Source organism: Microbulbifer aestuariivivens (genome assembly GCF_039545115.1).
Classification (GTDB): Bacteria; Pseudomonadota; Gammaproteobacteria; order Pseudomonadales; family Cellvibrionaceae; genus Microbulbifer; species Microbulbifer aestuariivivens.
This window is the reverse complement of the sequence record NZ_BAABRT010000002.1, coordinates 68,377-91,346: the sequence shown is the minus strand read 5'-3', so window position 1 is coordinate 91,346 and position 22,970 is coordinate 68,377. Positions and strand designations below refer to the sequence as shown.

At 61.8% G+C, this 22,970-nt stretch carries 19 protein-coding genes; 7 read left to right on the top strand and 12 right to left on the bottom strand.

From position 1 onward, the window contains the following. Window positions 1-34: 34 nt before the first annotated feature. The gene (locus ABEA58_RS01580) at window positions 35-1,438 is read right to left on the bottom strand and encodes a YihY family inner membrane protein (protein ID WP_345548204.1); all 1,404 of its coding nucleotides are present in this window, start codon (window positions 1,436-1,438) and stop codon (window positions 35-37) included. Between the two features lie 272 nt (window positions 1,439-1,710). Between ABEA58_RS01580 and arsC the strand changes: the two genes are divergently transcribed. The 4 genes from arsC to sppA all read left to right on the top strand — a co-directional run bounded on the left by arsC (window position 1,711) and on the right by sppA (window position 5,021). Then, window positions 1,711-2,055, top strand: a complete 345-nt coding sequence (arsC, locus tag ABEA58_RS01575; protein ID WP_345548202.1) for an arsenate reductase (glutaredoxin) — start codon at window positions 1,711-1,713, stop codon at window positions 2,053-2,055. After that, entirely contained in the window at window positions 2,055-2,678 is a 624-nt protein-coding gene (wrbA, locus tag ABEA58_RS01570) for an NAD(P)H:quinone oxidoreductase (RefSeq protein ID WP_345548200.1), read from the top strand. Before arsC ends, wrbA begins: the two co-directional genes overlap by 1 nt. Further along, window positions 2,675-3,022, top strand: coding sequence for a DUF2069 domain-containing protein (locus ABEA58_RS01565; protein WP_345548199.1), 348 nt, complete (start codon window positions 2,675-2,677; stop codon window positions 3,020-3,022). The genes wrbA and ABEA58_RS01565 overlap by 4 nt, the downstream gene beginning before the upstream one ends. A 136-nt stretch (window positions 3,023-3,158) precedes the next feature. Next, on the top strand, window positions 3,159-5,021 hold the full coding sequence (sppA, locus tag ABEA58_RS01560) for a signal peptide peptidase SppA (protein ID WP_345548197.1): 1,863 nt from the start codon (window positions 3,159-3,161) through the stop codon (window positions 5,019-5,021). A 697-nt stretch (window positions 5,022-5,718) separates the two neighbouring features. On the opposite strand, the gene ABEA58_RS01555 is transcribed toward sppA, so the two are convergent. Both ABEA58_RS01555 and ABEA58_RS01550 read right to left on the bottom strand, forming a co-directional pair. Next, on the bottom strand, window positions 5,719-6,693 hold the full coding sequence (locus tag ABEA58_RS01555; RefSeq protein ID WP_345548195.1) for a hypothetical protein: 975 nt from the start codon (window positions 6,691-6,693) through the stop codon (window positions 5,719-5,721). Then, window positions 6,690-7,088, bottom strand: coding sequence for a hypothetical protein (locus ABEA58_RS01550; RefSeq protein WP_345548193.1), 399 nt, complete (start codon window positions 7,086-7,088; stop codon window positions 6,690-6,692). Before ABEA58_RS01550 ends, ABEA58_RS01555 begins: the two co-directional genes overlap by 4 nt. A gap of 472 nt (window positions 7,089-7,560) precedes the next feature. Here ABEA58_RS01550 and ABEA58_RS01545 point away from each other — a divergent pair, with 472 nt between their 5' ends. The 3 genes from ABEA58_RS01545 (at window position 7,561) to ABEA58_RS01535 (ending at window position 11,734) form a co-directional block, all read left to right on the top strand. Beyond that, window positions 7,561-8,535 carry an HAD-IIB family hydrolase gene (locus ABEA58_RS01545; RefSeq protein WP_345548191.1) on the top strand — a complete coding sequence of 325 codons (975 nt, stop codon included), beginning with the start codon at window positions 7,561-7,563 and terminating at the stop codon, window positions 8,533-8,535. Window positions 8,536-8,738: 203 nt separating this feature from the next. Continuing rightward, a complete protein-coding gene (locus ABEA58_RS01540) occupies window positions 8,739-9,962 on the top strand; it encodes a glycosyltransferase family protein (protein ID WP_345548189.1) in 1,224 nt (407 codons plus the stop codon). A gap of 14 nt (window positions 9,963-9,976) precedes the next feature. Continuing rightward, window positions 9,977-11,734, top strand: coding sequence for a sugar phosphorylase (locus ABEA58_RS01535; protein WP_345548187.1), 1,758 nt, complete (start codon window positions 9,977-9,979; stop codon window positions 11,732-11,734). Between the two features lie 30 nt (window positions 11,735-11,764). Here ABEA58_RS01535 and ABEA58_RS01530 read toward each other — a convergent pair whose 3' ends face one another. The 9 genes from ABEA58_RS01530 to folC form a co-directional block, all read right to left on the bottom strand. After that, on the bottom strand, window positions 11,765-12,991 hold the full coding sequence (locus ABEA58_RS01530) for an MFS transporter (RefSeq protein WP_345548185.1): 1,227 nt from the start codon (window positions 12,989-12,991) through the stop codon (window positions 11,765-11,767). Window positions 12,992-13,069: 78 nt separating this feature from the next. Next, window positions 13,070-15,115 (bottom strand): transglutaminase TgpA family protein, encoded by a 2,046-nt coding sequence (locus ABEA58_RS01525; RefSeq protein WP_345548183.1) that lies wholly within the window; start codon window positions 15,113-15,115, stop codon window positions 13,070-13,072. Continuing rightward, on the bottom strand, window positions 15,116-16,114 hold the full coding sequence (locus ABEA58_RS01520) for a DUF58 domain-containing protein (RefSeq protein ID WP_345548181.1): 999 nt from the start codon (window positions 16,112-16,114) through the stop codon (window positions 15,116-15,118). It lies immediately after the preceding gene. Continuing rightward, complete coding sequence (locus ABEA58_RS01515; protein WP_345548180.1) at window positions 16,115-17,026, bottom strand: AAA family ATPase; 912 nt, start codon at window positions 17,024-17,026, stop codon at window positions 16,115-16,117. A 140-nt stretch (window positions 17,027-17,166) separates the two neighbouring features. Next, entirely contained in the window at window positions 17,167-18,354 is a 1,188-nt protein-coding gene (locus ABEA58_RS01510) for an O-succinylhomoserine sulfhydrylase (protein WP_345548178.1), read from the bottom strand. Between the two features lie 212 nt (window positions 18,355-18,566). Further along, window positions 18,567-20,054: an amidophosphoribosyltransferase gene (purF, locus tag ABEA58_RS01505; protein ID WP_345548176.1), complete on the bottom strand. Its 1,488-nt coding sequence runs from the start codon at window positions 20,052-20,054 to the stop codon at window positions 18,567-18,569. A gap of 98 nt (window positions 20,055-20,152) precedes the next feature. Then, window positions 20,153-20,653: a CvpA family protein gene (locus tag ABEA58_RS01500; protein ID WP_345548174.1), complete on the bottom strand. Its 501-nt coding sequence runs from the start codon at window positions 20,651-20,653 to the stop codon at window positions 20,153-20,155. 136 nt (window positions 20,654-20,789) lie between these two features. Further along, the gene (locus ABEA58_RS01495; RefSeq protein WP_345548172.1) at window positions 20,790-21,425 is read right to left on the bottom strand and encodes an SPOR domain-containing protein; all 636 of its coding nucleotides are present in this window, start codon (window positions 21,423-21,425) and stop codon (window positions 20,790-20,792) included. Further along, window positions 21,409-22,692: a bifunctional tetrahydrofolate synthase/dihydrofolate synthase gene (gene folC / locus ABEA58_RS01490; RefSeq protein ID WP_345548170.1), complete on the bottom strand. Its 1,284-nt coding sequence runs from the start codon at window positions 22,690-22,692 to the stop codon at window positions 21,409-21,411. The genes ABEA58_RS01495 and folC overlap by 17 nt, the downstream gene beginning before the upstream one ends. Between the last annotated feature and the right edge of the window lie 278 nt (window positions 22,693-22,970).

Genomic DNA, 22,970 nt, shown 5'->3' with positions numbered 1-22,970 from the left:
CGTGACAGTGTGAAACACCAGCGACTGACTGCGCTCACACCCGCTTATTGCGACGCCCAAAAAAAGACAGGCCGCCCATGCTGTCCATATCAGACTTCGATTTGCCACTGCTTTCTCCACCTTTGTTATTGGCCTTGTCCGCCGCTGGGGGCTTCGGCTTGTTGCCCGCTTGCGGCGCTTTGGGATTGCCGGGTGGGCTTTCCCGGTCCTGCTTGCTTTCCTGCTCCCAGGCCTGACGAAACACCTCGCCAACATTCACCGACAGTTTTTCGCTGGCGTAGTCCTGGGTCTTGGCAAAGCGCTGTTCCACCGCCTCATACCATGGCTGGCCCTGGAAATCCCGCAGGCTGCGACCCGAGATAGGGCTCGGGTGCAACCAGTTGACCAGGTCCATCAGCTCGATGGCGTCCAGATCACGCTGCAACACATAATCGTTGCGCTCTGTCTGGGTGATGATTTTTTTGTCCTGCAGCACTTTGCGAATGCGTCGCCACTGCGCGGGCTTGACGCCAGCCCGGGAAATATCCCCATCCCGCAGCGGCTGTCCCTGCTGGTAGCGCTTGAAGGTTTCCCACAGCAGTATCAGCGACGCCATGACATCGGAATACTGCCGGCCCTGGCTCGCCGCATGGTAGACCGACATGGTGCGCACCAACACACAGCCGGCCAGCACAATCATCCAGATCAGGTACATCCAGATCAGGAACAGTGGTACGAAAGCGAAAGCGCCGTAGATTGCCTGCACCGAACTGCGGGCAACCATAATGCCGAACAGGTTCTTCGCCACTTCAAACGCGAAGGCCGTGATCACCCCCCCGGCAATACCCTGACGCAGCGGCACCCTGCAGTTGGGCACGGCGACAAACAGCAAAGTAAAGGCGATGGCGTTGGTCAGCCACGGCAAAGCTCCAAGCACAACCGGCAGCAGGCCGAGACTGTCATTTTCCGAAAGGAAAACCCGTTGCGAAAAAAGAAAGGTGGTGGCGGCAAGCCCGGCACCCAGCAGAATCGGCCCCAGGCTGAGCACCGCCCAGTAAAGCAGGAAGCTGGATACGCCGCTGCGCCCGCGGGGAATATCCCAGATTGCGTTGAAGGTATTTTCGATGTTGCGCAGCATCAGCCCGGCGGTCACCAGCAGGATCGCAATACCAGGGCCGGTGAGGCGCTGGGCCTGGGAGGAGAAGTTGCTGATGTACTCCTGCACCTCGCGTCCGCTCTCGGGAACAAAGTGCGAAAAAATCTGCTCCTGCAGCTTGCTTTCCAGTCCGGCAAAATCCGGAAACAGTGAGAGCATGGCATAGCTGACTGTCACCAGCGGCACGATGGCGAACAGTGTCATATAAGTGAGGGCCGCCGCGCTCTGCCGGCAGTTTTTCTCGCCAAAGAGCGCCCACAGCGAAAGGAGAAAGTGTCGCCAGCGTTGTACCGTTTCCGTCATGATGTTTTCCGTTATTGCTCGTTTGGGGCCGTGGGAGGGGGCGCGGCACTTCTGCCCCGGCTCCTTGCCGGCCGTTCTAATGACATCATTTTTAAGCTCGCCCGCTGTGCGCAAAAGCACCTTCAGGCGCTTGCCAGTAAACCCGGCCAGCGGGCCTCGTCGGGGAAATCAGGCAGCGAAGTATGCCCCCCTGGCGAACAGAGCCGAACAGCTTAGAACTCGCCGTGGCTATTCGGTTAGAATACGCCAAACCTTAACAGGATACCGTTGTTATGTGGACGATTTACCACAACCCGCGCTGTTCAAAATCCCGCCAGACCCTGCAGCTGCTGCAAGAGAACGGCGTTGAACCGGAAGTGGTTCTCTACCTCGAGACCCCGCCCAGCGCTGAAGCCCTGTCCGGGCTGCTGCAGAAGCTGGGAATCCCGGCACGGGACCTGCTGCGCAGCGGCGAGGAAGCCTACAAGACTCTGCAGCTGAAAAACCCGGAACTGACCGAGGCGCAGCTGATCGAAGCCATGGTCGCGCACCCCAAGCTGATCGAGCGCCCGATCGTCGTGCACGGCGACAGGGCTGTTCTCGGCCGCCCGCCGGAAAACGTGCTGGAGCTGCTGTGATGAGCAGCAACGCAGGTAGTGCAGCTGAAGAGCCTTACGTGCTCATTCTCTATTACAGCCGCACCGGCGCCACCGCCAGCATGGCGACAGAAATCGCCCGCGGTGTGGAGTCCAGCGGTATCGCCGCCCGCCTGCGCACGGTGCCGGCGGTTTCCCCGGATACCGAAGCCAGCCTGCCACCGGTGCCCGATGCCGGCGCCCCCTACTGCACCCCCGCAGAGCTTCGCCACTGCGCCGGCCTGCTGCTCGGCAGTCCGACCCGTTTCGGCAATATGGCGGCGCCGCTTAGGCACTTTCTCGACCAGAGCAGCGACCTGTGGCTCGATGGCAGCCTGGCCGGCAAACCCGCCGGCGTATTTACCTCCACCGGCAGCCTGCACGGCGGCCAGGAAACCACCCTGCTGTCGATGATGTTGCCGCTCCTGCACCAGGGCATGGTGATTGCGGGCATCCCCTACTCCGAAGCGGAGCTGATGCACACCCGCAGCGGCGGCACCCCCTATGGCGCCTCCCACTGGTCCGGTGCCGGTGGCGCGGAGCTGAGCGAAGAAGAGCGCAGCCTGTGCCGGGCCCAGGGGGCGCGGCTTGGCAAGCTGGCCCAACGTCTGGAAGGTGGACTATGAGTGAACAACCGCAACGCAAGGTGGTGATCGGCTGGCGCCTAAACTGGATCTGCTACATCGGCATGATGCTGCTGTTCGCGGTCTGGAACCTGTTCCTGCCGGGAGGCTCCATCAAGCTGTGGGTACTGCAAGTCGTGCCCCTGCTGCTGGTGCTGCCTGGCCTGATTAAGGGCCATTCGCGCAGCCTGCTGTGGCTCTGCTTTATCCTGCTGGTGTATATCTGTGCCGCCGTGGTCGACGTAATGATGCCGGGGCGCGGCTGGCAACATGGCGCCCTGCTGGTATTGAGCCTTACCCTTTTCCTGTCCGCCATGATGACCAGTCGCTGGCAAACCGCACAGTAATTCCCCCGGCCGCACAGCCTGCCAATAAAAGGATGCGCATGTCGACGGGGCAGAGACAGTTCAGAAATACCTGCAATCAGAAACATCAGCAATACGCCAATGGCTGGCAGCCATCCACGCTAAGGAGAGATGAAGTTTGACCGATACAACCCATCAGAAGGGATTCATTCGCCGCTTCTTTGGAGCCATTGGCGGCTCCATTACCTGGTTGCGCCGGGTGTTCACCAACCTGCTGTTTCTCCTCATACTGTTTTTTGTTCTGCTGGCGATTTTTGGTCAGGAAGAACAACTGACCGTGCCGCAGGGCGCCGCCCTGAAGATTGGTCTCTCCGGCTTTCTGGTGGACGAACGCACGCCCCCCACCGGCCTGCCCGCCTTCCTCGGTGGCCCCAGCGGCCCGGCAGAGACACGGGTCAAGGATCTTGTCGACGCCATCGACTTTGCCGCCAAGGACAAGCGCATCTCCTCCATCGTGCTGGAGCTGGATTACCTGATGGGCGGCGGCCTCAGCAAGCTGGAGGAGATCGGCGCAGCCCTGCAGCGCTTCAAATCGAGCGGCAAGCCCATCTACGCGGTGGGCGACAACTTCACCCAGACTCAATACTTCCTCGCCAGCCACGCCGATGAGATTTACCTGAACCCCATGGGATCGGTGTTGCTGACCGGCTTTGGCCTTTACCGCAATTACTTCAAAAGTGCGCTGGATAAGCTCAAGGTCAACTTCCACGTATTCCGGGTGGGGGACTACAAGGACTTTATCGAGCCCTATACCCGTGACGACATGTCACCCGCGTCCCGCGAAAACAATCAGCGCTGGTTATACGAACTCTGGGGCGAGTACACCGAGCAGGTGACCGGCCTGCGCAACCTGCAACCGCAGGCCATCGACATGTTCATCGAGCAGCTGCCGGAAAATCTGCGCGCGCATGACGGCAGCTGGGCGGAGGCCGCCCTTGCCAGCCAGCTGGTGGATCACCTGGCCAGCCGCCGGATTGCGGTCAAGGCCCTGCAGGAAAAAATCGGCGTTGGCAGTGAAGGGCAATCGTATAAGTCCATTGATGCCCTGCCCTATCTGCGCAACCAGCGCCTGACACAACTGCCCCCGGCACCCGGCAGGGAGAAAGTGGCCCTGATCTTCGCCTCCGGCACCATTGTTGACGGCGAGGCACCGGCGGGACAGATCGGCAGCGCCAGCCTCGGGCAATTGATCAGCGAGGCGCGCGAGAAGCAAGTGGACGCATTGGTGTTGCGTATCGACAGCGGCGGCGGTTCCGCCTTTGCCTCCGAGGCCATTCGCCAGGAGCTGCTGGCAACACGGGAGGCGAACATACCGGTGGTTATCTCCATGGGCAGCGTGGCCGCTTCCGGCGGTTACTGGATTGCCACCGCCGGCGACCAGATCTGGGCGACACCCTCCACGATCACGGGTTCCATCGGCGTTTTTGGCGCCTTCCCCACCTTTGAGGAGTCCCTCGAGTCCCTCGGCATCTACAACGACGGGGTCGGCACTTCCGACCTGGCGGGCACCATGCGCCTCGATCGCGCCCTGCCGGAAGTGGCCGCGGAGGTGCTGCAGCTGGGTGTCGACAACACCTACGACCGCTTCCTGCGCATCGTTGCCGAAGCCCGCGGCAGCACCCCCGAAGAAATCCACAAGATTGCCCAGGGACAGGTGTGGACAGGCCGCACCGCCCAGCAACTGGGCCTGGTGGATGAACTGGGCAACCTGAATGACGCCATCGCCGGCGCCGCCAAACTGGCGGAACTGGATGCCTATGAACTCGTGGAGATCAAGCCAGAACTGTCCCCGGGGGAGCGCTTTATGCTCGCGCTGTCGGAAAATATCGACGCCCGTATCAGCGATGGCATTCAGTCCAACCTGCCCCTTGGCGCCTGGCTCAGCAGCCTGCAGCCGGCCCTCGACCCGCTGGCGGAACTGCAGGGGTACCGGGACCCTCGCGCCATCTACGCGCGCTGCCTGCCCTGCCGCGCGCCCTGAGTCACTCCGAGTCACTCCGAGTCACTCCGAGTCACTCCGAGTCACTCCGAGTCACTCCGAGTCACTCCGAGTAACTCTGGCGACTCAGGCGACTGTGGTCACAGATCACAGGTCACAGCGAGCAACGCCAAGCCCGGCCACGGCCGGGCATCGGCGCCGGCATGGAACCCGCACTGGCGGCGAAAACTGGCGGCATCCATGGCGCGAGCACATTGCCCCCCCACTGAAAGTGGCAATCAAAGCGCAATGAAAGGTCAATGAAAGCGCAGTGAACGGGCAATGAAGGGGCAATGCCAAAAACCGGCAGCATAATCTCAGCAATAAAACCAAGGCGGTGAGAAGGGTTTACACAGCGGACTGGCCAGAGAGTTGGATGGCCGAACTATCCCGCAGACTTTCTCGACGGGCCGATTGACGCAACACCAGGAAGGCAGCACCGGGAAGGCAGCAAAGCGGATGGATGATCGACGCGGTGACCCGCTTCATGAGCGTGAAGAAATCAGCGCGGGGGCGCAGGACTCAGCAGGCAAAACCCTGCATCATTACGGGATGGCTTTCCCGCGGATAAAACATCCAACAGAGAGCCTTCCACAGGCTCGGGCCGGCTAGTGAGCCCGGCCCCGCGAATGTGTGGATGGGCGGGCAAAAAAGGGGAATGCCCTCGCTCGCGAGGGCATCTTTACCCGCCAAAACGGCCCTAGAGGCTGTAGCTCCAGCCCAACTGCAGCACGTCGTCCTCTATGCCGAACGGCAGCCGGCCCGAGGAGTAGCCCACAAAGGCATAGCCGCGATCATTATCGCTGGGCATACGCAGGGAAAACTGCAGCAGGCGGCTGCGATGCAGATTGGCACCCTTGATGGCCGCATCGGCGTCCAGTTCACGGAAGTAGCGGTAGTCATAGGCGAGCAGCACGGGCTTGCCGTCGAACAGCCCCACCGGTGTGCTCATCGAGATCTCACCCTCCGCCCGGTAGTATTCATCCAGCTTACCCAGCAGTTCCTGCCGCTGCGTGTCCTCTTGCGGATCGACATGGCCCAGCGCCAGAGAAACAATCGGCCGCAGGGCCGAACCCAGTTCATGATCCGCCGGGTAACCGGTCGCCGCGCGCAGCAGGCCGGGAGCAAAATCCAAAAGGGCGTAAAACTGCGCAAAAGTGGGGTTTTGATCAGCGGCGGGCATTTCCAGTACGCCGTCAAAAGCCAGCACCGTCTGCCCGTCGTCAAAATCCTGGTCGGTCTCATGACTGGCGGATGCGGCAAGGCTCCAGCGCCCCCAGGGGCAGTTGTTGGCGGGCCCCGGGCCCTGCGGAATAGTCCCCGGGCTGACCGCTACCGGTGGCTGACCGCCAGCGGGGTTGACCTGATAACAGTTCTGGACCGAGGCCAGCTCGCGACTGAAGCCAAAGCGCATCATATCCTGTGAACGCACCGCGTCATCAAACGAGTACACGCCCTGCGCGGAAAACAGTACGGGCCCCAGATTCAGGCGATTGATCTCAAAATCAATCCCCAGTGCGGTGCGATCAGCCTCGTCACTGGAGAGGGCGACCAGCTCAAACGATTTGCTGGCGGCGGCATCATTGGCTTCCGCCGTGGAGTAGGCGCCCACCATCACCAACAGGGCGGCTATGGCTTGCGAGGTGGTGTTTTTAAACTTTTCAAAGCTGATCATGCTTCCGCCTCCGCTACTTCATCGGCAAAAACCAGTTCCTCATCCAGCAACAAAGCCAGATGGTCCAGCGTCTTGCCTTGCGGCTGCAGGAACAGCTCGTATACTTTTTTTTGCAGATCTTTCAGACGCTGCTGGGGATCGCCACCATCATCCAAACGCTCGAAACCGGGGCGGTAGAAATGAAACAAATATGCCACGAACTGCTCAGCCAGGCTGGAAGCCCGCAGCTCCTGGTGCTGGCTGGAGGCATGCGGGTTGTAATAAAGCAGCATGGCCAACGAAAAGGTGCCGGCGCTGGCAAACGGGTGCAACTCTGGATGAAACTGCCCCACTTCCCGATGCGCCAGGATTCCCCAGCAGGCACCGGCCGCCATATTTGGTTTACTCCAACTCATGCTTCTCCTCCTTGATAGGCTTTTAAAAATATTCCACTGTCACACCGCCACTACACCGCCATAAGACCGCCATAAGACCGCCATAAGACCGCCACAAGGCAAGAAAACGCCATGCCGTGATTGACGACAGTGAAAGTGAATATATGGCAACCGCGGGTGGCACAAAAGCGTCTTGCTGCAGAAACCCGCCGGCTTACGGCGTAAACAAAAAATAACGGCGTGCATTTCCACCTTCCAGCATCGCCACGCAGGAGCGCCCTAAAGAAGGGCGGCAAACTGTGCAGAGAGAAAACGCCTCACCAGTCTGGTGCAACACCAGTCGCCTCCCATTGCGCTGGGCATCATTGAGTTCTCAACCACTAGTGAACCCCGGCAAGAGAAATCGGTGTCGCAAGCGCGACATTCTCACTGTGCTGTCTCTTCTGGCACTAAATTTGGATTACTGTATTGGACGCACAATGACAGGGCAGTGATGAGCAAGGCACCACGACAACAGCGACAGCACGACGCACTGGCAACAGAAACCGATCACGCCTGGTTAATCGTGACTGATCTGGATGGCACCCTGCTCGATCACTTCGATTACTCCCACACGCCGGTGGACCCGCTGCTGGCCAGGCTCGAAAGCGCCGCAATCCCAGTGGTGCTGAACAGTAGTAAAACCCTCAGCGAAATGCTGGCCCTGCAGAGTGAACTGCAAAACCAGCATCCGTTTATCTGTGAAAACGGTTCCGCCATTGTCATCCCCCGGAGTTATTTTCCCAACCTTCCTGCGGGCATAGCGGCTCTCGAAAGCGCTGACGGAATGCTGATTCTGGAAACCGGTACACCGCGGGAAACGCTGCTGCGCTACCTTGAAGCCGACGCCGTCAAACACGATGCGCCCTACCTGGCTTTTTCCCGCGCCTCTACGGCTGAAATCACCGAGGCCACCGGCCTTTCCAGCGAACAGGCCGAACTGGCCAAGCAAAGACGCTATTCCGAACCGCTGCTGTGGCGGGGCAGCGAGGCAGAAAAAAGCGCCTTTCGCCAGCGCGCCCGTGAGGCCGGACTTGCCACCCTGCAGGGGGGCCGTTTTCTGCACCTGCAGGGGCCGACGGACAAGGGGCGGACAACGGAGATTCTCCGCCGCTGTTATCGGCACGCAGGGCGTGAAGACATTGCCCTGATCTGCGCCGGCGACAGCGAAAACGATCTGGATATGCTGGCGGTGGCGGATGTCGCCGTCATCATCCGCGCCGCAAATCGTCCCGCGCCGGTTTTAGCCTCCACCCCAGCACGGCGGGTCATCGTCAGCCGCGCCGAGGGGCCTCTTGGCTGGCGGCAGGTAATTGGTGAACTGGTATTCCCGGGCTGCGGCTTCGGCGAGGCCAACACTGACAAAAGCATCAACAACAGCACCGACAAGCGCACGGTTAAGCGCACCAAGTCTGGCAAGCCGATATAGAGTCCCACAAAAAGAGCCAAATAAATCAAAAGAAAGACGACAGAGAATAACTGCAAGGTAAAACAAGAAAGACAAGCTGGAAAGACAAACGAGAAAGATCGCCAGGATCAACCAGCAGCACAACCCAGAGAGAAAGCCAGCGTTTTCCCATCCTCCGCATGAGGGCGGCAATGAAAAACGCGGAATAACCCCAGGAGCGCCCAGTGACTGATTTTTTCCAGAACGGCAGTATTACCACCCTCCACAACCTGTCGCACAGGCCCCTGGAGGAAATGGAACGGGAGCTGGTTGAGTTCTCCCGCCAGCGGCCCATGTCCCTGCTGCTGCCCTCGCTGTATTCCGAGCTCGAAGGGGAGGCATTGCCCAAAATTCTCGAGGAGCTGTCCCGGGTTCCCTACCTGTCGGAGATTGTGATTGGGCTCGACCGCGCCGACAAGTCGCAATACCGGGACGCCTTGCAGCAATTCAGCAAGCTGCCACAGCATGTGCGGGTGCTCTGGAACGATGGCCCGCGCCTGCGGGAACTGGATGCCAAGCTGCAGGAGCGCGGCCTGGCGCCGCTGGAGCCGGGCAAGGGCCGCAACGTCTGGTACTGTCTCGGCTATATCCTATCCTCCCGTCGCGGCGAGGCGATCGCCCTGCACGACTGCGACATCATCACCTACGACCGCTCGCTGCTGGCGCGGCTGTTTTATCCCATCGCCAACCCGAACTTCAATTACGAGTTCTGCAAGGGGTTCTACTCGCGGGTGGCCTCAGGCAAGATCAACGGTCGCGTCTGCCGCCTGCTGGTCACACCGCTGATCCGTACCCTGCAGAAAATCTATGGCCACAGCGATTATCTGAATTACATGGACAGCTTTCGCTACGCCCTGGCCGGTGAATTTTCTTTCCGCCGCGACGTCATCAACGATCTGCGCATCCCCAGCGATTGGGGGCTGGAAATCGGCGTGCTTTCAGAAATGTATCGCAATTACTCCACCAATCGCCTGTGCCAGGTGGATATTGCCCACTGCTACGACCACAAACACCAGTCTGTCTCCTTTCACGACGACCAGGGCGGGCTGTCGAAAATGTCCATCGACATTTCAAAATCCCTGTTTCGCAAGCTCGCCACCCAGGGGATTGTCTTTTCATCGGAAATCTTCCGCAGCATCAAGGCCACCTATTTCCGCATTGCGCTGGATTTCGTCGAGACCTACCGCAACGACGCCATCATGAACGGACTTTCATTCGACATTCACCGGGAGGAAGAGACGGTGGAACTGTTCGCCCGCAACCTGATGAAAGCGGGCCAGACCTTTTTGGAAAATCCGATGGAAACGCCGTTTATCCCCAGCTGGAGCCGCATCACCAGTGCCGCGCCGGAGTTTTTGCTGGAACTCAACGAGGCCGTCGAAGCGGATTACCAGGAATACTGTCCCTGAGTGAAAGGATGCCCATGAGTAGCCAACAGAGCACCGACCTGCCGACTCGAGACCTGCTGCTGCAGAAGGTCTGCGATCACCTGAAAGTTATCTACCCGCACCTGCAGGACTGCGGCCTGGCCGAGGAGCTGGTGCGGGTGATGCGGCTCGACGAGGACTGCCAGACGCCATTGCCGCACAAGGACCTCTGGGATGAGACCGACATCGTGGTCATCACCTATGGCAACACCATCCTGAGCGGCAACCAGCACCCCCTGAAGACGCTGCATCACTTCCTCAAAACCCACTTCACCATGCTGATCAACAGCGTGCACATACTGCCGTTCTTTCCCTACTCCAGTGATGACGGTTTCGCGGTGATCGACTACCGGCAGGTGGACCCGAGTCTCGGCGACTGGAACGACATCCTGCCCATCAGTACCGACTTCCACCTGATGGCGGATTTGGTCATCAATCACTGTTCTTCGCAGCACCAGTGGTTTATCAATTTCCAGCGCAACCAGGATCCGGGCCGGGACTATTTCTTCACCGTGCACCCGAACGAAGACTTGAGCGGTGTGGTGCGGCCTCGGACTACGCCGCTGTTGCGCTCGGTAAAAAACGGAGATGAATCCCGCTGTGTCTGGTGCACCTTCGGTCACGACCAGATCGATCTGGATTTCCGCAACCCGAAAGTACTGCTGGAGATGGTGGATATTATCCGCCTCTACTTGGATATGGGTGTGCGTATTTTCCGTCTGGATGCGGTGGCCTTTCTGTGGAAGAAGATCGGCACCAGCTGTATCAATCTGGAGGAAACCCACGAGATTGTGCGCCTGCTGCGCACGCTGGTGGAGCATGCCGACCCCAACGCCATCATCATCACCGAAACCAATATCCCCAACCGGGAAAACCTCTCTTATTTCGGCAACGCCAACGAAGCGCACCTGATCTACAACTTTTCCCTGCCGCCGTTACTGGTGCACACGCTGGTGAGTGGCAACTGCCACCACCTCAAGAACTGGCTGATGAGCATGCCGCCGGCACAGAACGGCACCACTTATTTCAACTTTATCGCCTCTCACGACGGCATTGGGCTGCGCCCGGTGGAGGGGCTGCTGAGCGATGAAGAACAGCAGGCGCTGATCCAGACCATGGAGAATTTTGGTGGCAGGATTTCCTGGCGGGCGCTGGACGATGGCAGTGCCAAACCCTACGAGATCAACATCGCCCTGTACGATGCCCTGCGCGGCACCACCGCGGGCGAAGACCAGTGGCAGCTGCAGCGCTTTATCTGCGCCCATGCGATTATGCTGGCTCTCGAGGGTATACCAGCCTTTTACCTGCACAGTCTGGTGGGCACCACCAATGACTATGCGCGGGTGGAGGAACACGGTCACAATCGCGCCATCAACCGGCGCCAGTGGCAGGAACAGGCGCTGAACGAAAAACTCGCCGACCGCGACAGCCACCACCACCGGGTCTTCTATCGTTTGCGGGAATTGATCCAGCTGCGCCGCGAGCAGGCGGCTTTTCACCCCAATGCCACGCAGTTCACCCTGCATCTGGGAGAGCAGATCTTCGCCTTCTGGCGCCAGAGCCTGGACCGCCGCCAGAGCGTGTTCTGCCTCAACAATATCTCTGACCGCGAACAGCGGGTGCTGTTATCCAGCCTCAACCTGATCGGCATCGACTGCTGGAAAGACCTGCTGAGCGGTGAGGTGTTCGAGGATATGATGGGAGAGATCACCCTCGCCCCCTATCAGACCCTGTGGATCACCAACCGCTGGTAGCCCCACCGGCACGAAGTCTGAAAACGGCGGTCAGTCGTGCATTCCGACCCGGTAGCGGCGCAAATCGCCGCTGCTGATCAACAGCGCAAAAGCAACCAGGCTGGCCCCCCCGGCCCAGCGCAGTGTCATCAAGGGGGCGGCGTACTCGCTCACCACCCCCGCCGTCAGCGCACCCAGTGCCGCCGAGCCAAACAGCGCCAGCTGATAGATGGAGATAATGCGACTGCGGTACTCCTCCGGCGCCAGAATCTGCACCACCGAACGCCCCAGCGCTGCGGATGCCGCGGCAACCACGCCCCAGAGACCACACAGCAGCAACAGACCCAGCGGTGTGGGCCCTAAACTGATCGCCACCAGCAGGGCGGCACTGTAGAGCATGCACATCAGGATGCCCCGGCCGGGCTCGCGCCCCTGACCGCGCCGCAACATCAGCACACTTGCCGCCACGGTGCCGGCGATAAACGCCAGTTGCAGGGTGGCGTAGTAGCTGGCGCCACGGCCATAGTCCTCCGCTAACAGTGGCAGCACCACCAGAAATACGCCGATATGCACGAAGCCATTGAAGGCCACCAGCGCGATCAGCTCCCGCAGTGCCGGGCGCTGCCAGGCCTGTGTAAAACCCTCCCTGATCAAACCGGGCGGAAGCCGAGACCGGTGACGGCTGTCGTGGCTGCGCAGGCGCAGTGAAAACAGCAGCGCGGATGCCATCAACAGTGCCGAAACCTGGATCGAGAGCAGTGTTTCCACTCCCCACTGGTCGAAGCGGCTGGCAAACAGCATCCCCACCGCCTGACCGCCGTATTGCGCCAGCATCATCCAGGTGACCGTATGCTGCACCCCGCTGTGCACCGCGCTGCCGTCGCTGCCCTCGCTGCGCTGTACGCTGCGATGCACCAGGCTGTCCCGCGCCGGCTGCAGGAATGCGGTACACACCCCCAGGCAGACACCATAAAGCAGCAGCACATACAGGTCGGGAAGGCGGTAGGAGAAGTACAGCAGCAGCGCGCCGTGGCAAGCGGCCAGCCCCAGGCAGGCCAGGCCCGCAACCCGCGCCGAATCGCGCCGGTCGGCGAGCACACCGCCAAACAGCAGAAACACCAGATTGGGCAGCAACACCGACGCCTGCACCCAGCCCAGCTGCAGCGCGGGCAGATCCGCCACGGCCACGGCGATCCACGGCAACAGGATCACCTGCAGGCCGGTAGCCATTGCAGTGCCGCCGTAGCCGAGGAGAAATCTGGTCAGTCTTGCCGCCATAGTGCCTGTCGGTAACCGGGTTGGGTGGGTCTTATCTAGAGTTCTTCTGGGTTTTTATCTAAAAATCACGCGGCCCAATCAGGACTGCGTGCGGGCTTGCTGCGGTGCAGCGCCCGCCAGCATGGTACGCATTCGCCAGTGGCGCAACAGTCGGCCCAGTTGCCGCTCCGCTGCCGGGTCCTCGGCGTAGGCCGCGCGCTCGTAAGCGGTGGTCACCGCCGAAGCCATGGGCGCCAGCCCCGGCGCCACACTGGCGATGCGGCGGACAAAATCCCGCGGTGCCTCGCCGTTTCGGCGCGCTATGCCTGCGCGGGCCATGCGGCGGCAAAACTTCAGGTACAGACGCTGGGCCCTTGGCAGCCGCTGGCTTCGCCCGCCCCACCAGAGCCACAGCAGGAGCAGGACGAGGCCAGTGGCCACTGGAATCAGCAGCAGGGCGGCGAGACGCATTGGCGATACCTGTCCCAGCAGCCTTCGCAGCAGGTTCTCCTGCCGGTCGCTGTCAAAGCTCACCACCGCCTGATACCAGCGGTAATTGATCATGTCCCACTGCAGGCGCGCGCGATTGAGCAGTGAAATACGGTGAATCGGCAGCAGGGCATCCTCCATAAACTCCTCCGGTGCCGCACTCTGCAGGCCATCGCGAATCCGCTCCGGGGACACCGCGGCGGTGGGGTCTACCCTGTGCCAACCCCGCGCCGGCGTCCATATCTCCGCCCAGGCGTGGGCATCGTACTGCCGTACTAACAGGTACTCCTCCTGTTCGACCCACTCCCCTCCCTGATAACCCGCCACCACCCGCGCGGGCACTCCGGCGGCGCGCATCAGAAAGACATAACTGCCGGCAAAGTGCTCGCAAAAACCCTGCTGGCTTTCGAACAGAAATTCATCGACCGAGTCCGCGCCCAGGGCCGGGGGCTTCAGGGTGTAGGTAAAGCGGCTGTTGAAGAATTCGAGCACCGCGCGCGAGATGGCATCGCCGCTGGACTGCTCCCTGGCCAGACTGCGGGCCCAGGAACGCGCGCGCATATTGCCATCTTCGGGCAACTGCAGATTGCGCCGGCGCTCAAAGTCCCCCAATTCCACAGGCTGGGCCAGACTGCTGCGGGGCCAGGATTTCACCTCGTAGGCAAAGCGGCTGTATACCGGTGCCGAGCGCACCAGTCGGTCGTCGCGGGTTTCGCCCACCCCCGGCGTTTCCGAGTAGGGCCGCGCCATGGCGAACAGCCATTGATTGTTGCTGGGCTCCTGAATAACCCGGTAGCGGTAGCGCGGCCCTATCTCCGGCAGGGGATCGCTATTCGGCAGGGCATCATCCGTCGGCAGCCAGTACACCGGTGCGCCCTGCCGCGGATCGACACCCAGCCCCTGGCTCCAGCGTCGACCATCGAAATGGGAATACACCACGCCGCGCCAGTAACGCTGATCCGGCGGCGGTAACGGGCCGTCGAAGGCAATCCGCAAGGCCGGCTGGTCAGACTTGGAAAGCTCGGTGAAGTCGCCGGGGCTCATGGAGTCGCTGACGCCGGTGCTGCCGCTATCGTTCTTCTGCGGCACCGCCCAGAGCGGCCCCAGCCTCGGGATGACCACAAACAGCAGCAGCATCAGCGGTATTGACTGGGCCAGCAGGCGCATGGACAAACCCAGCGCACGGCGCGGGCGAGCGCTGAACTGCCCCTGCTGGGCGGCCAGTGCCGCGGTCACCAGCACCACCGCAAGCAGCCCGTAGAGGGCATAGGGGATGGTCTGCTCGAAAACAAACAGCGTGGCGGCCACAAAATAGGCCAACAGCAGGCTCAAAAAAGCATCGCGGCGACTCACCAGCTCCAGGTTTTTCAGTGCAAACGACACCGCCAGCAGCGCCACCATCGGCTCCAGCGCGAACCAGCGCCGATAGGAAAACACCAGGCCAGCCAGCGCCAGCGAAACCGCCAGCAGTTTCACCAGCCGGCTCGGGTACTCCCAAATACCCCGGTACACCTGAATACGCCACAGCACCGCCACCACCCAGCCGAGCACCACCCACAGCGGCAGGCGCGCGAAGTGGGGCAGGAGCACCGTGAACTGGGCGGCGAATATCCACAGCAGGCTCTCGCGGGGCAACAGGGCGTCGGGGCGGCTCATTCAAGCCCCCTGCAGCGGGAAGTCCGCCAGTGCTGTGAGCGCCCGCTGCCGGTGGGATTCCCCCAGCGCGGGCGCCAGGGTCATGCCCGGCAGACGCAAGCCATAAGGGATCTGCCGGCGCTCCGCCTCCAGCACCCAGTGACACAGGCCGCTGAGGCAGGTTTCCAGCTCTCGGCCGGCCAGCAGGTCCCAATCGAGCCACAACCGCGCGTCGGCGCCGCTGTCGTAGTCCTTGCTGTACAGATCCCGCCCGCCGGCGAACTGCTTCCACGCCACATGCCGGAGAGAATCCCCGGGCTGGTAGGGGCGCAGCCCGGCGAAGTCATCGCCGCCGCGACGCCGTTCCGGGCTGTCCCCCTCCTCCTGCGCCGCGCCAAGGGGCAGTGGGCCCAGGTCGCGCGGCGCGGGGTAAACCAGCAATTCGATATCCAGATCCACATGGCTCCAGCAGCGAAACAGGCTCAGGGGGTAACGGCTCTGCACCCGCAGACGGGGGGCGCGGGAGCGACCGCGCCGGGTCACCGGCATGGACACGTCCACTTGCCTCGTCTGGGTATCGAACAGGTCGAACTGCACGGCATCTTCGGGCGGCCAGGCAATCTCGATATGCTCCCGCGGGCGCCGCCCTCCCCGCTCGGCCTCGATCCGCACCCGCGCATAGTCACCGGCAAAAGCGGGGGCCGCCGCAATGAAACGCAGGTTGAGGCCGGAGAGATTGGCGAAGGTGTGCAGCGGCAGAACCACCAACAGGCTGACCAGCAGGAAAGTCAGCGCATACACCAGGTTGTTTTCGTAGTTGGTGCCAAGCAGCCACAGCAGCAGGATAACCAGCAGGAAACTCAGACCGGCGCGGGTGGGCAGAATGAACAGTTTGCGGTGGCTCAGGGTCACGGCCCGAGCGGCCGGGGCACGTTTTTCCAGCCAGCGATTGGTCAACCTCCGCCAGCGTGCACGCAGGCTCTGGGTTGCCGACTCCCCCCCGAAGTGCGCCCTATCCATCTAGGCCGCGATCACGTCGACCTGGTGCATCAGCCGCTCCACCAGCTGGGTGCCATCGCCGCCCTCGCTGTGCAGGCGGTGGCCAGCCACGGACGGCAGTACCGCCTGTATGTCCTCCGGCAGCAGGTGTCCGCGCCCTTCGATCAGCGCCCAGGCGCGGGCCGCACGAAGCAGCGCCAGGGCGCCGCGGGGAGACAGGCCCACCGCGCAGTCGGGGCTCTGGCGGGTAAAGGCGATCAGGCGCTCGAGATAATCGAGCACACTGTCCGATGCCTTCACCTTGCCCACCAGTGCCTGCAGCCGCTGCAGGGCCGCAGCGTCGATGCGCGGCTGCAGCTGGCGCAACTCCCTGCGCGGGTCCACCCCCTGAAACAGCGCGCGCTCGGCCTCCCGTGTGGGGTAGCCGAGGCTGATCCGCATCAGGAAGCGGTCCAGCTGGGACTCCGGCAGCGCGAAGGTGCCGGACTGATGCAGGGGGTTCTGGGTGGCGATTACAAAGAAGGGCTCCGGCAGCGGCCGGGTTTCCCCGTCGATGCTGACCTGGCGCTCCTCCATGGCCTCCAGCAGCGCGCTCTGGGTCTTGGGCGATGAGCGGTTAATCTCATCCGCCAGCAGCAGCTGACTGAACACCGGCCCCTCGTGGAAACGGAAACTGCCGCTGTCGCGCTCAAAGATCGACACGCCGAGGATATCCGCCGGCAGCATGTCACTGGTGAACTGCACCCGGTTGTAGGAAAGGCCGAGCACCCGGGCCAGGGCATGGGCCAGGGTGGTTTTGCCCATACCGGGCAAGTCCTCGATCAGCAGATGACCCCGGGACAACAGACACGCCAGCGCCAGTTTTACCTGATGCTCCTTGCCCAGAAGCACCCTGCCAATATCGTTGACGATGGCGGAAATAATTTTTTGCACGGCTAATCCATTACTGCTCAGTTATTTATCACGGGGGCGGCGGCCAGTGGTGGAAAACTGCGCCTGACACCCCAACAGTAATCATAGGTGCCGGACTCCGCAACTCTGGCCGGCCCCGCACAATCGGCGCCTATCCCACCTTATTTCTGCAGCAGCGCCAGACCCTGGGCCAGGTCCCGTTGCAGGTCGTCGACATTCTCGAGCCCCACCGACACGCGAATCAGGTTTTCGGTAATGCCGGCGCGGGCCTTATCCTCGTCACTGAGCCGACCGTGGGTGGTGGTGGCCGGATGCACGATAGTGCTCTTGGCGTCGCCCAGGTTCGCGGTCACGGAAAAAATCCTGCACGCATCGATGACCTTCCAGGCCTCCTCGCGACCGCCATGCACGGTAAAGCTGAGGACACCGCCAAAGGCGGACTGCTGGCTGGCCGCCAGCCGGTGGCCGGCGTGTTTGGGCAGGCCGGTGTAATAGACCTTCTCCACCGCCGGCTGCTCGTCCAGCCACCAGGCCAGCGCCAGCGCGTTGCGGCAGTGGGCCTGCATGCGCAGGTTGAGGGTTTCCAGCCCCTTGAGAAAGACCCAGGCATTGAACGGGCTCATGCTGGGGCCGGCGGTGCGCAGGAAAATCACCACCTCATCCATCACCGCTTTCCTGCCGACCACCACGCCGCCCACACAGCGGCCCTGGCCGTCCAGGTATTTGGTGGCAGAATGCACCACGATATCGGCACCGAGCGTCAGCGGTCGCTGCAGGGCCGGGGTGCAGAAACAGTTGTCCACCACCAGCTGCGCGCCGACACTGTGGGCCAGTTCCGCCAGCGCGCCGATATCCGCCACTTCGCACAGGGGATTGGAGGGGGTTTCCATAAACAGCAGTTTGGTATCACTATCCAGGGCATCCCGCCAGGCCTGCATATCGGTCAGGTCGACAAAGCTCACCTGCACTCCGAATTTTTGCATATAACGGGTGAACAGTGCGGTGGTGGTGCCGAAGACACTGCGGGAGCAAATGACCTTGTCGCCGGTTTTCAGCAGGGCCATGCACAGGCTCAAAATGGCGGCCATACCACTGGAAGTCGCCACGGCGGCCTCGCCCTGCTCCAGCGCGGCGATGCGCTCCTCGAAGGTGCGCACGGTGGGATTGGTATAGCGGGAGTAAACATTGCCCGGACTCTCGCCGGTAAAGCGCGCCGCCGCTTCGGCGGCGGAGGGAAATACATAGCTGGAGGTCAGGTAGAGTGCCTCCGAGTGCTCGCCCTCATGGGAGCGGGTCTGGCCGGCGCGCACCGCCAGAGTCTCCAGAGCGTAACCATCATCTTCAAACATTCGTGCACCGTCACGGATTATTATTGACTACAGACTACTGTAAAAACCGTGATTGTAAACGAGTTTGTCCAAGCCTCCCGCCACTGGTTAGGAAAAACGCAAAAACAAAAAAGCCCGCGCTGTTCGCGCGGGCTTTGCGGCATAAGGGACGAGATCGGCAGCACTCAGTAATGCAACTCAGCAGTTCTGCTCAGCGCAACAGCTGAGCGCGATCAGAGCGGGCTGTGGTTGCCGCTGCCCTTTTTCGCCTCGTCATTGCGCTCCGCGTGCAGCTGCTGCAGGTATTGCTCGTTCACGTCGCCGGTCACATAGTCACCATTGAATACGGAGCAATCGAATTTTTTGATCGCACTGTTGCCCTCGGCGGAGCTCTCGATCAGGTCTTCCAGATCCTGATAGATCAGCCAGTCGGCTCCGATCACCTCGCAGACCTCCTCGGTGGTGCGGCCATGGGCCACCAGCTCTTCCGAGGACGGCATATCGATACCGTACACATTCGGATATTTCACCGGCGGCGCGGCGGAGGCGAAGTAGACCTTGTTGGCACCGGCCTCTCTGGCCATCTGGATGATCTGCTTACAGGTGGTGCCGCGCACGATGGAATCATCCACCAGCAATACATTCTTGCCGCGGAATTCGAGATCGATGGCATTGAGCTTCTGGCGCACAGACTTCTTGCGCTGCTTCTGGCCCGGCATGATAAAGGTGCGGCCGATATAGCGGTTCTTCACCAGGCCATCGCGGAACTTGACCCCCAGGCCATGGGCCACCATCTGTCCGGCGGAACGGGAGGAGTCGGGGATGGGAATCACCACATCAATATCGTGATCGGGGCGCTCGCGCAGGATTTTGTTTGCCAGGTGCTCCCCCTGGCGCAGGCGCGCCTTGTGCACCGATACGCCATCCATGATGGAGTCGGGGCGGGCAAAATAGACGTGCTCGAAAATACACGGGGTCAGGCTGGCATTCTCCGCACAATCCTGCGCGTGCACCGTACCGTCGAGTTCGATGTAGATGGCCTCGCCGGGGCCCACATCGCGGACCACGGTATAGCCCTGCACGTCGAGGGCCACCGATTCGGAGGCGACCATATACTCGGTGCCCTTTTCCGTCTCGCGCTTGCCGTAAACCAGCGGGCGGATGCCGTTGGGATCGCGGAAGGCGACGATACCGTAGCCCACGATCAGGGCCACACAGGCGTAGCCACCGCGGACGCGCTTGTGCACCTCACGCATGGCCGTAAAGATATCCTCGGCTTTCGGCTGCAGTTTGCCCAGTTTGTGCAGCTCGTGCGCAAAGACATTCAACAGCACTTCGGAGTCGGAGTCGGTGTTGATATGCCGCAGGTCCTGCTGGAAGATTTCGTCGACCACCTCTTTCATATTGGTGAGGTTGCCGTTGTGGGCCAGGGCGATGCCGTAGGGAGAGTTGACATAAAACGGCTGCGCCAGGGCGGGACCGGAGCTGCCCGCTGTCGGGTAGCGCACATGACCGATACCGAAGTTGCCCTTCAGGCGCTCCATGTGGCGCGCGCGGAACACATCGCGCACCAGGCCATTGGCTTTCTGCTGATTGAGACGGTCACTGTCGCAGGTGACGATGCCGGCGGCGTCCTGCCCACGATGCTGCAACAGAGTAAGCGCATCGTAGAGTTGCAGATTGACGTCACTCTTACCGACGATACCGACAATACCACACATAATTTCAGCCCTACTGGTCGAGCGGGGTACAGGACACCCCGGGAAAAATTCTTTCAATAAACCGGCGGCAGCACCACGAATGCCTCTGCCGCCCCGGCTCAGCCGGAAGCGCTCTTCACAAACAGATCCTTGACCACCACCGCAAGACTTCGCGCATGATCCTCAAATTCGAGGAAATGGGGAATCAATACCGACTGCCGCCACCAGCCATCCTCCTGCACCGGCACCAGTGCCGGGGCCAGGATCAAAATCGCCATCACCACCACGGCACCGCGCATAAGACCGAACACCATGCCCAGCACACGGTCGGTCCCGGACAGACCCGTGGCTTCCACAAAGGCCGACAGGGTCATATTGAGACCGGCTCCCGCCAATAAGGTGAAGATAAACAGAATTGCGAAGGCGACGATTGTCTGAAGAGACGGCGTATGGACAAGATTCGACAGCAGCGGGGCCAGTTCATCGCGGAACATGGTGGCCACGATAAAGGCCGCAACCCAGGTCAGCATGGACAGAACTTCGCGCACAAAGCCGCGACTGAGGCCAATCAGGGTCGAGATGGCCACAATTGCCAGGATGGTCCAGTCAGCCCAGTTCATTCCACCTTACCTGCCGCTTGGCGGCTGCCGCAAAGAGCGCGCATTCTAACAGAGTAGCGCCCCCTGACCAGAGGTCTCTGCGGCACCGCTGTGAACTGGTGGTCAACACGGAATCCGGACGGGCAGTGCGCAACCCTTATTTCAGGCGCATCACCAGAGTCTGGGCGGAAAGCAGCTGATCCAGTTCGCGCTTGACCGCCTCGGCATCCCCCCGCTCAACCTTGGGGCCCACGAACACCCGCACAAAATCACCTTTGGCGGTACTGGCGGAGCGCGTATAGGCTTTGTAGCCCGCGTCCATCAGCCGATCACGCAGGGCATCTGCCTGCGCCTGCTCGCGATAAGAGGCCACCTGCACCACCCATGCCCGGGGCAGGCCGCGCTCATCCAGAACCGACTCCGTTACGGCCGGCGCGGATTGGGGAGAGGCTGCGGTTGCAGGAGTGGTTGTCGGCGCAGAAGCCACGGCCTGCGGGGCTGGCGCCGCCGACGGCTGCTGCTCGGACACCGGCTGCGGCTGGAAAATTGCCCCGGCTTCCGGCGCCGGGGCGATCCCCTCAACAGGCTGGGGTGCGGCAATTTCAATCGGCTGGATATCCGGCGCCGGCGGGATCTGGCTGGTCATGTCGATATAGCGCGCGCCTTCGCGATCAAACAGGCTCGGCAGGAAGATCACTCCCAGCGCAATCAGCACCAGCGCCCCCACGATGCGCTGCTTGAAGCCATCATTCAATCGCCCTGTGGAGCTCAGATCATTATGCCGACTCGCCATCGCGGTCATCTCTCACGCGCTGTAAAACTTCCGCAACGGTAAAGAAAGAACCGAAGACAAGCAACCGGTCCTCCGCCTGCATGCCCTCCACCAGCGTTTCCAGGGCATCCCCAACCGCCGGATCGCCCTGCCCCACGGACAGCGACGGCACACCCGCCTGCTGCAGCGCCGCGCGCAGTGCCGAGGGTGTCGCTGCGCGCTCATTGCCGGGCAGTTGCGCCGGCTGCCAGTGGCTCACCTGCTGCGCCAGGGGGCGCAACAACCCCAGCAGATCCTTGTCAGCCATGGCCGCCACCAAGGCAACAGTCCGGCCCGCGCGCGGGTGATCGCTGAGCCACCGCGCCAGATAGCCTGCGGCGGCGGGATTGTGGCCCACGTCAATGAGCAGCTGGCGCCCGCGCCAGGTCACCTGCTGACAGCGCCCAGGCAGCTGTATCCCCGCGATCGCGTTGACAATGGCCTCGGGTCCGCCCGCGGGGAGGGCGTCGAGTATTTTCAGGGCAGTGATCGCCGCGGCGATGCTGGGTTTTGGCAGGCTCACCGGAGGCAAGCGCACCAGCAATTCAGCGGATTCACCCGAACCACCCCAGCGGTAACAATCGCCCTCCAGGGTGAAGTCCCGACCGATAAAGCGCGACTGCGCCGCCAGGCCGGCGGCTGCGGACACAACGGAAAACGGCGGCTCCGGATCGGCACAGACAAAGGGACTGCCCGGGCGCAGAATGCCCGCCTTCTCACGACCGATCACCTCCCGGTCACTGCCAAGCCAGGCCTCGTGATCAATGGCCACGCTGGTGATCACGGCGAGATCCGCGTCCACCAGATTGACCGCGTCGAGGCGACCGCCGAGGCCGACTTCCAGCAGCGCGAAGGCAACGCCGGCACGCTGGAACAGCCACAGCGCCGCGAGTGTGGTGAACTCAAAGTAGGTCAGGCTGGTCGCGCCCCTGGCGGCTTCCACGACCTCAAGCGCCTCCACCAGCGCGGCGTCGCTCACCTCTTCACCGTTGATGCGTATGCGCTCGTTGAAGCGCAACAGATGCGGCGAACTGTAAGCACCGACGGTGTGGTCACCGGCCAGCAGCAGTGCCTCCATGGTCGCCACACAGGAGCCCTTGCCATTGGTGCCGCCGACCGTGATCACCCTCGGCGCCGGCTTCTGCACGCCGAGAGTGTCCGCCACCGCCGCCACGCGGGCAAGACCGAGCTCGATCTCCGTCGGATGCAGGCGCTCCAGGCGCGCAAGCCAGTTTTGCAGTGCACTCATACAAACAACCCTGAAGGCAGATAAGAAAACCGGGGAAGCCTAACCGAGAGTTCGCCAGTGCCGCCAGCGATTCATGCATACGCAGAGTACCAGCGATCTTGTATACGCCGAGTACCAGTGATCCATGCATACCAGGGCTGCCGGCGATTCATAGCGCCCGCCACTGCCGGGCGACAGCACCCAACAAAAAACGGGGCTCAAGAGCCCCGTTATCGTCAGAATTGCCGCAGGTTTTTGTTTCGGCGCCAGGCCTTCAAACCTCTCACTCAACCCGCTAA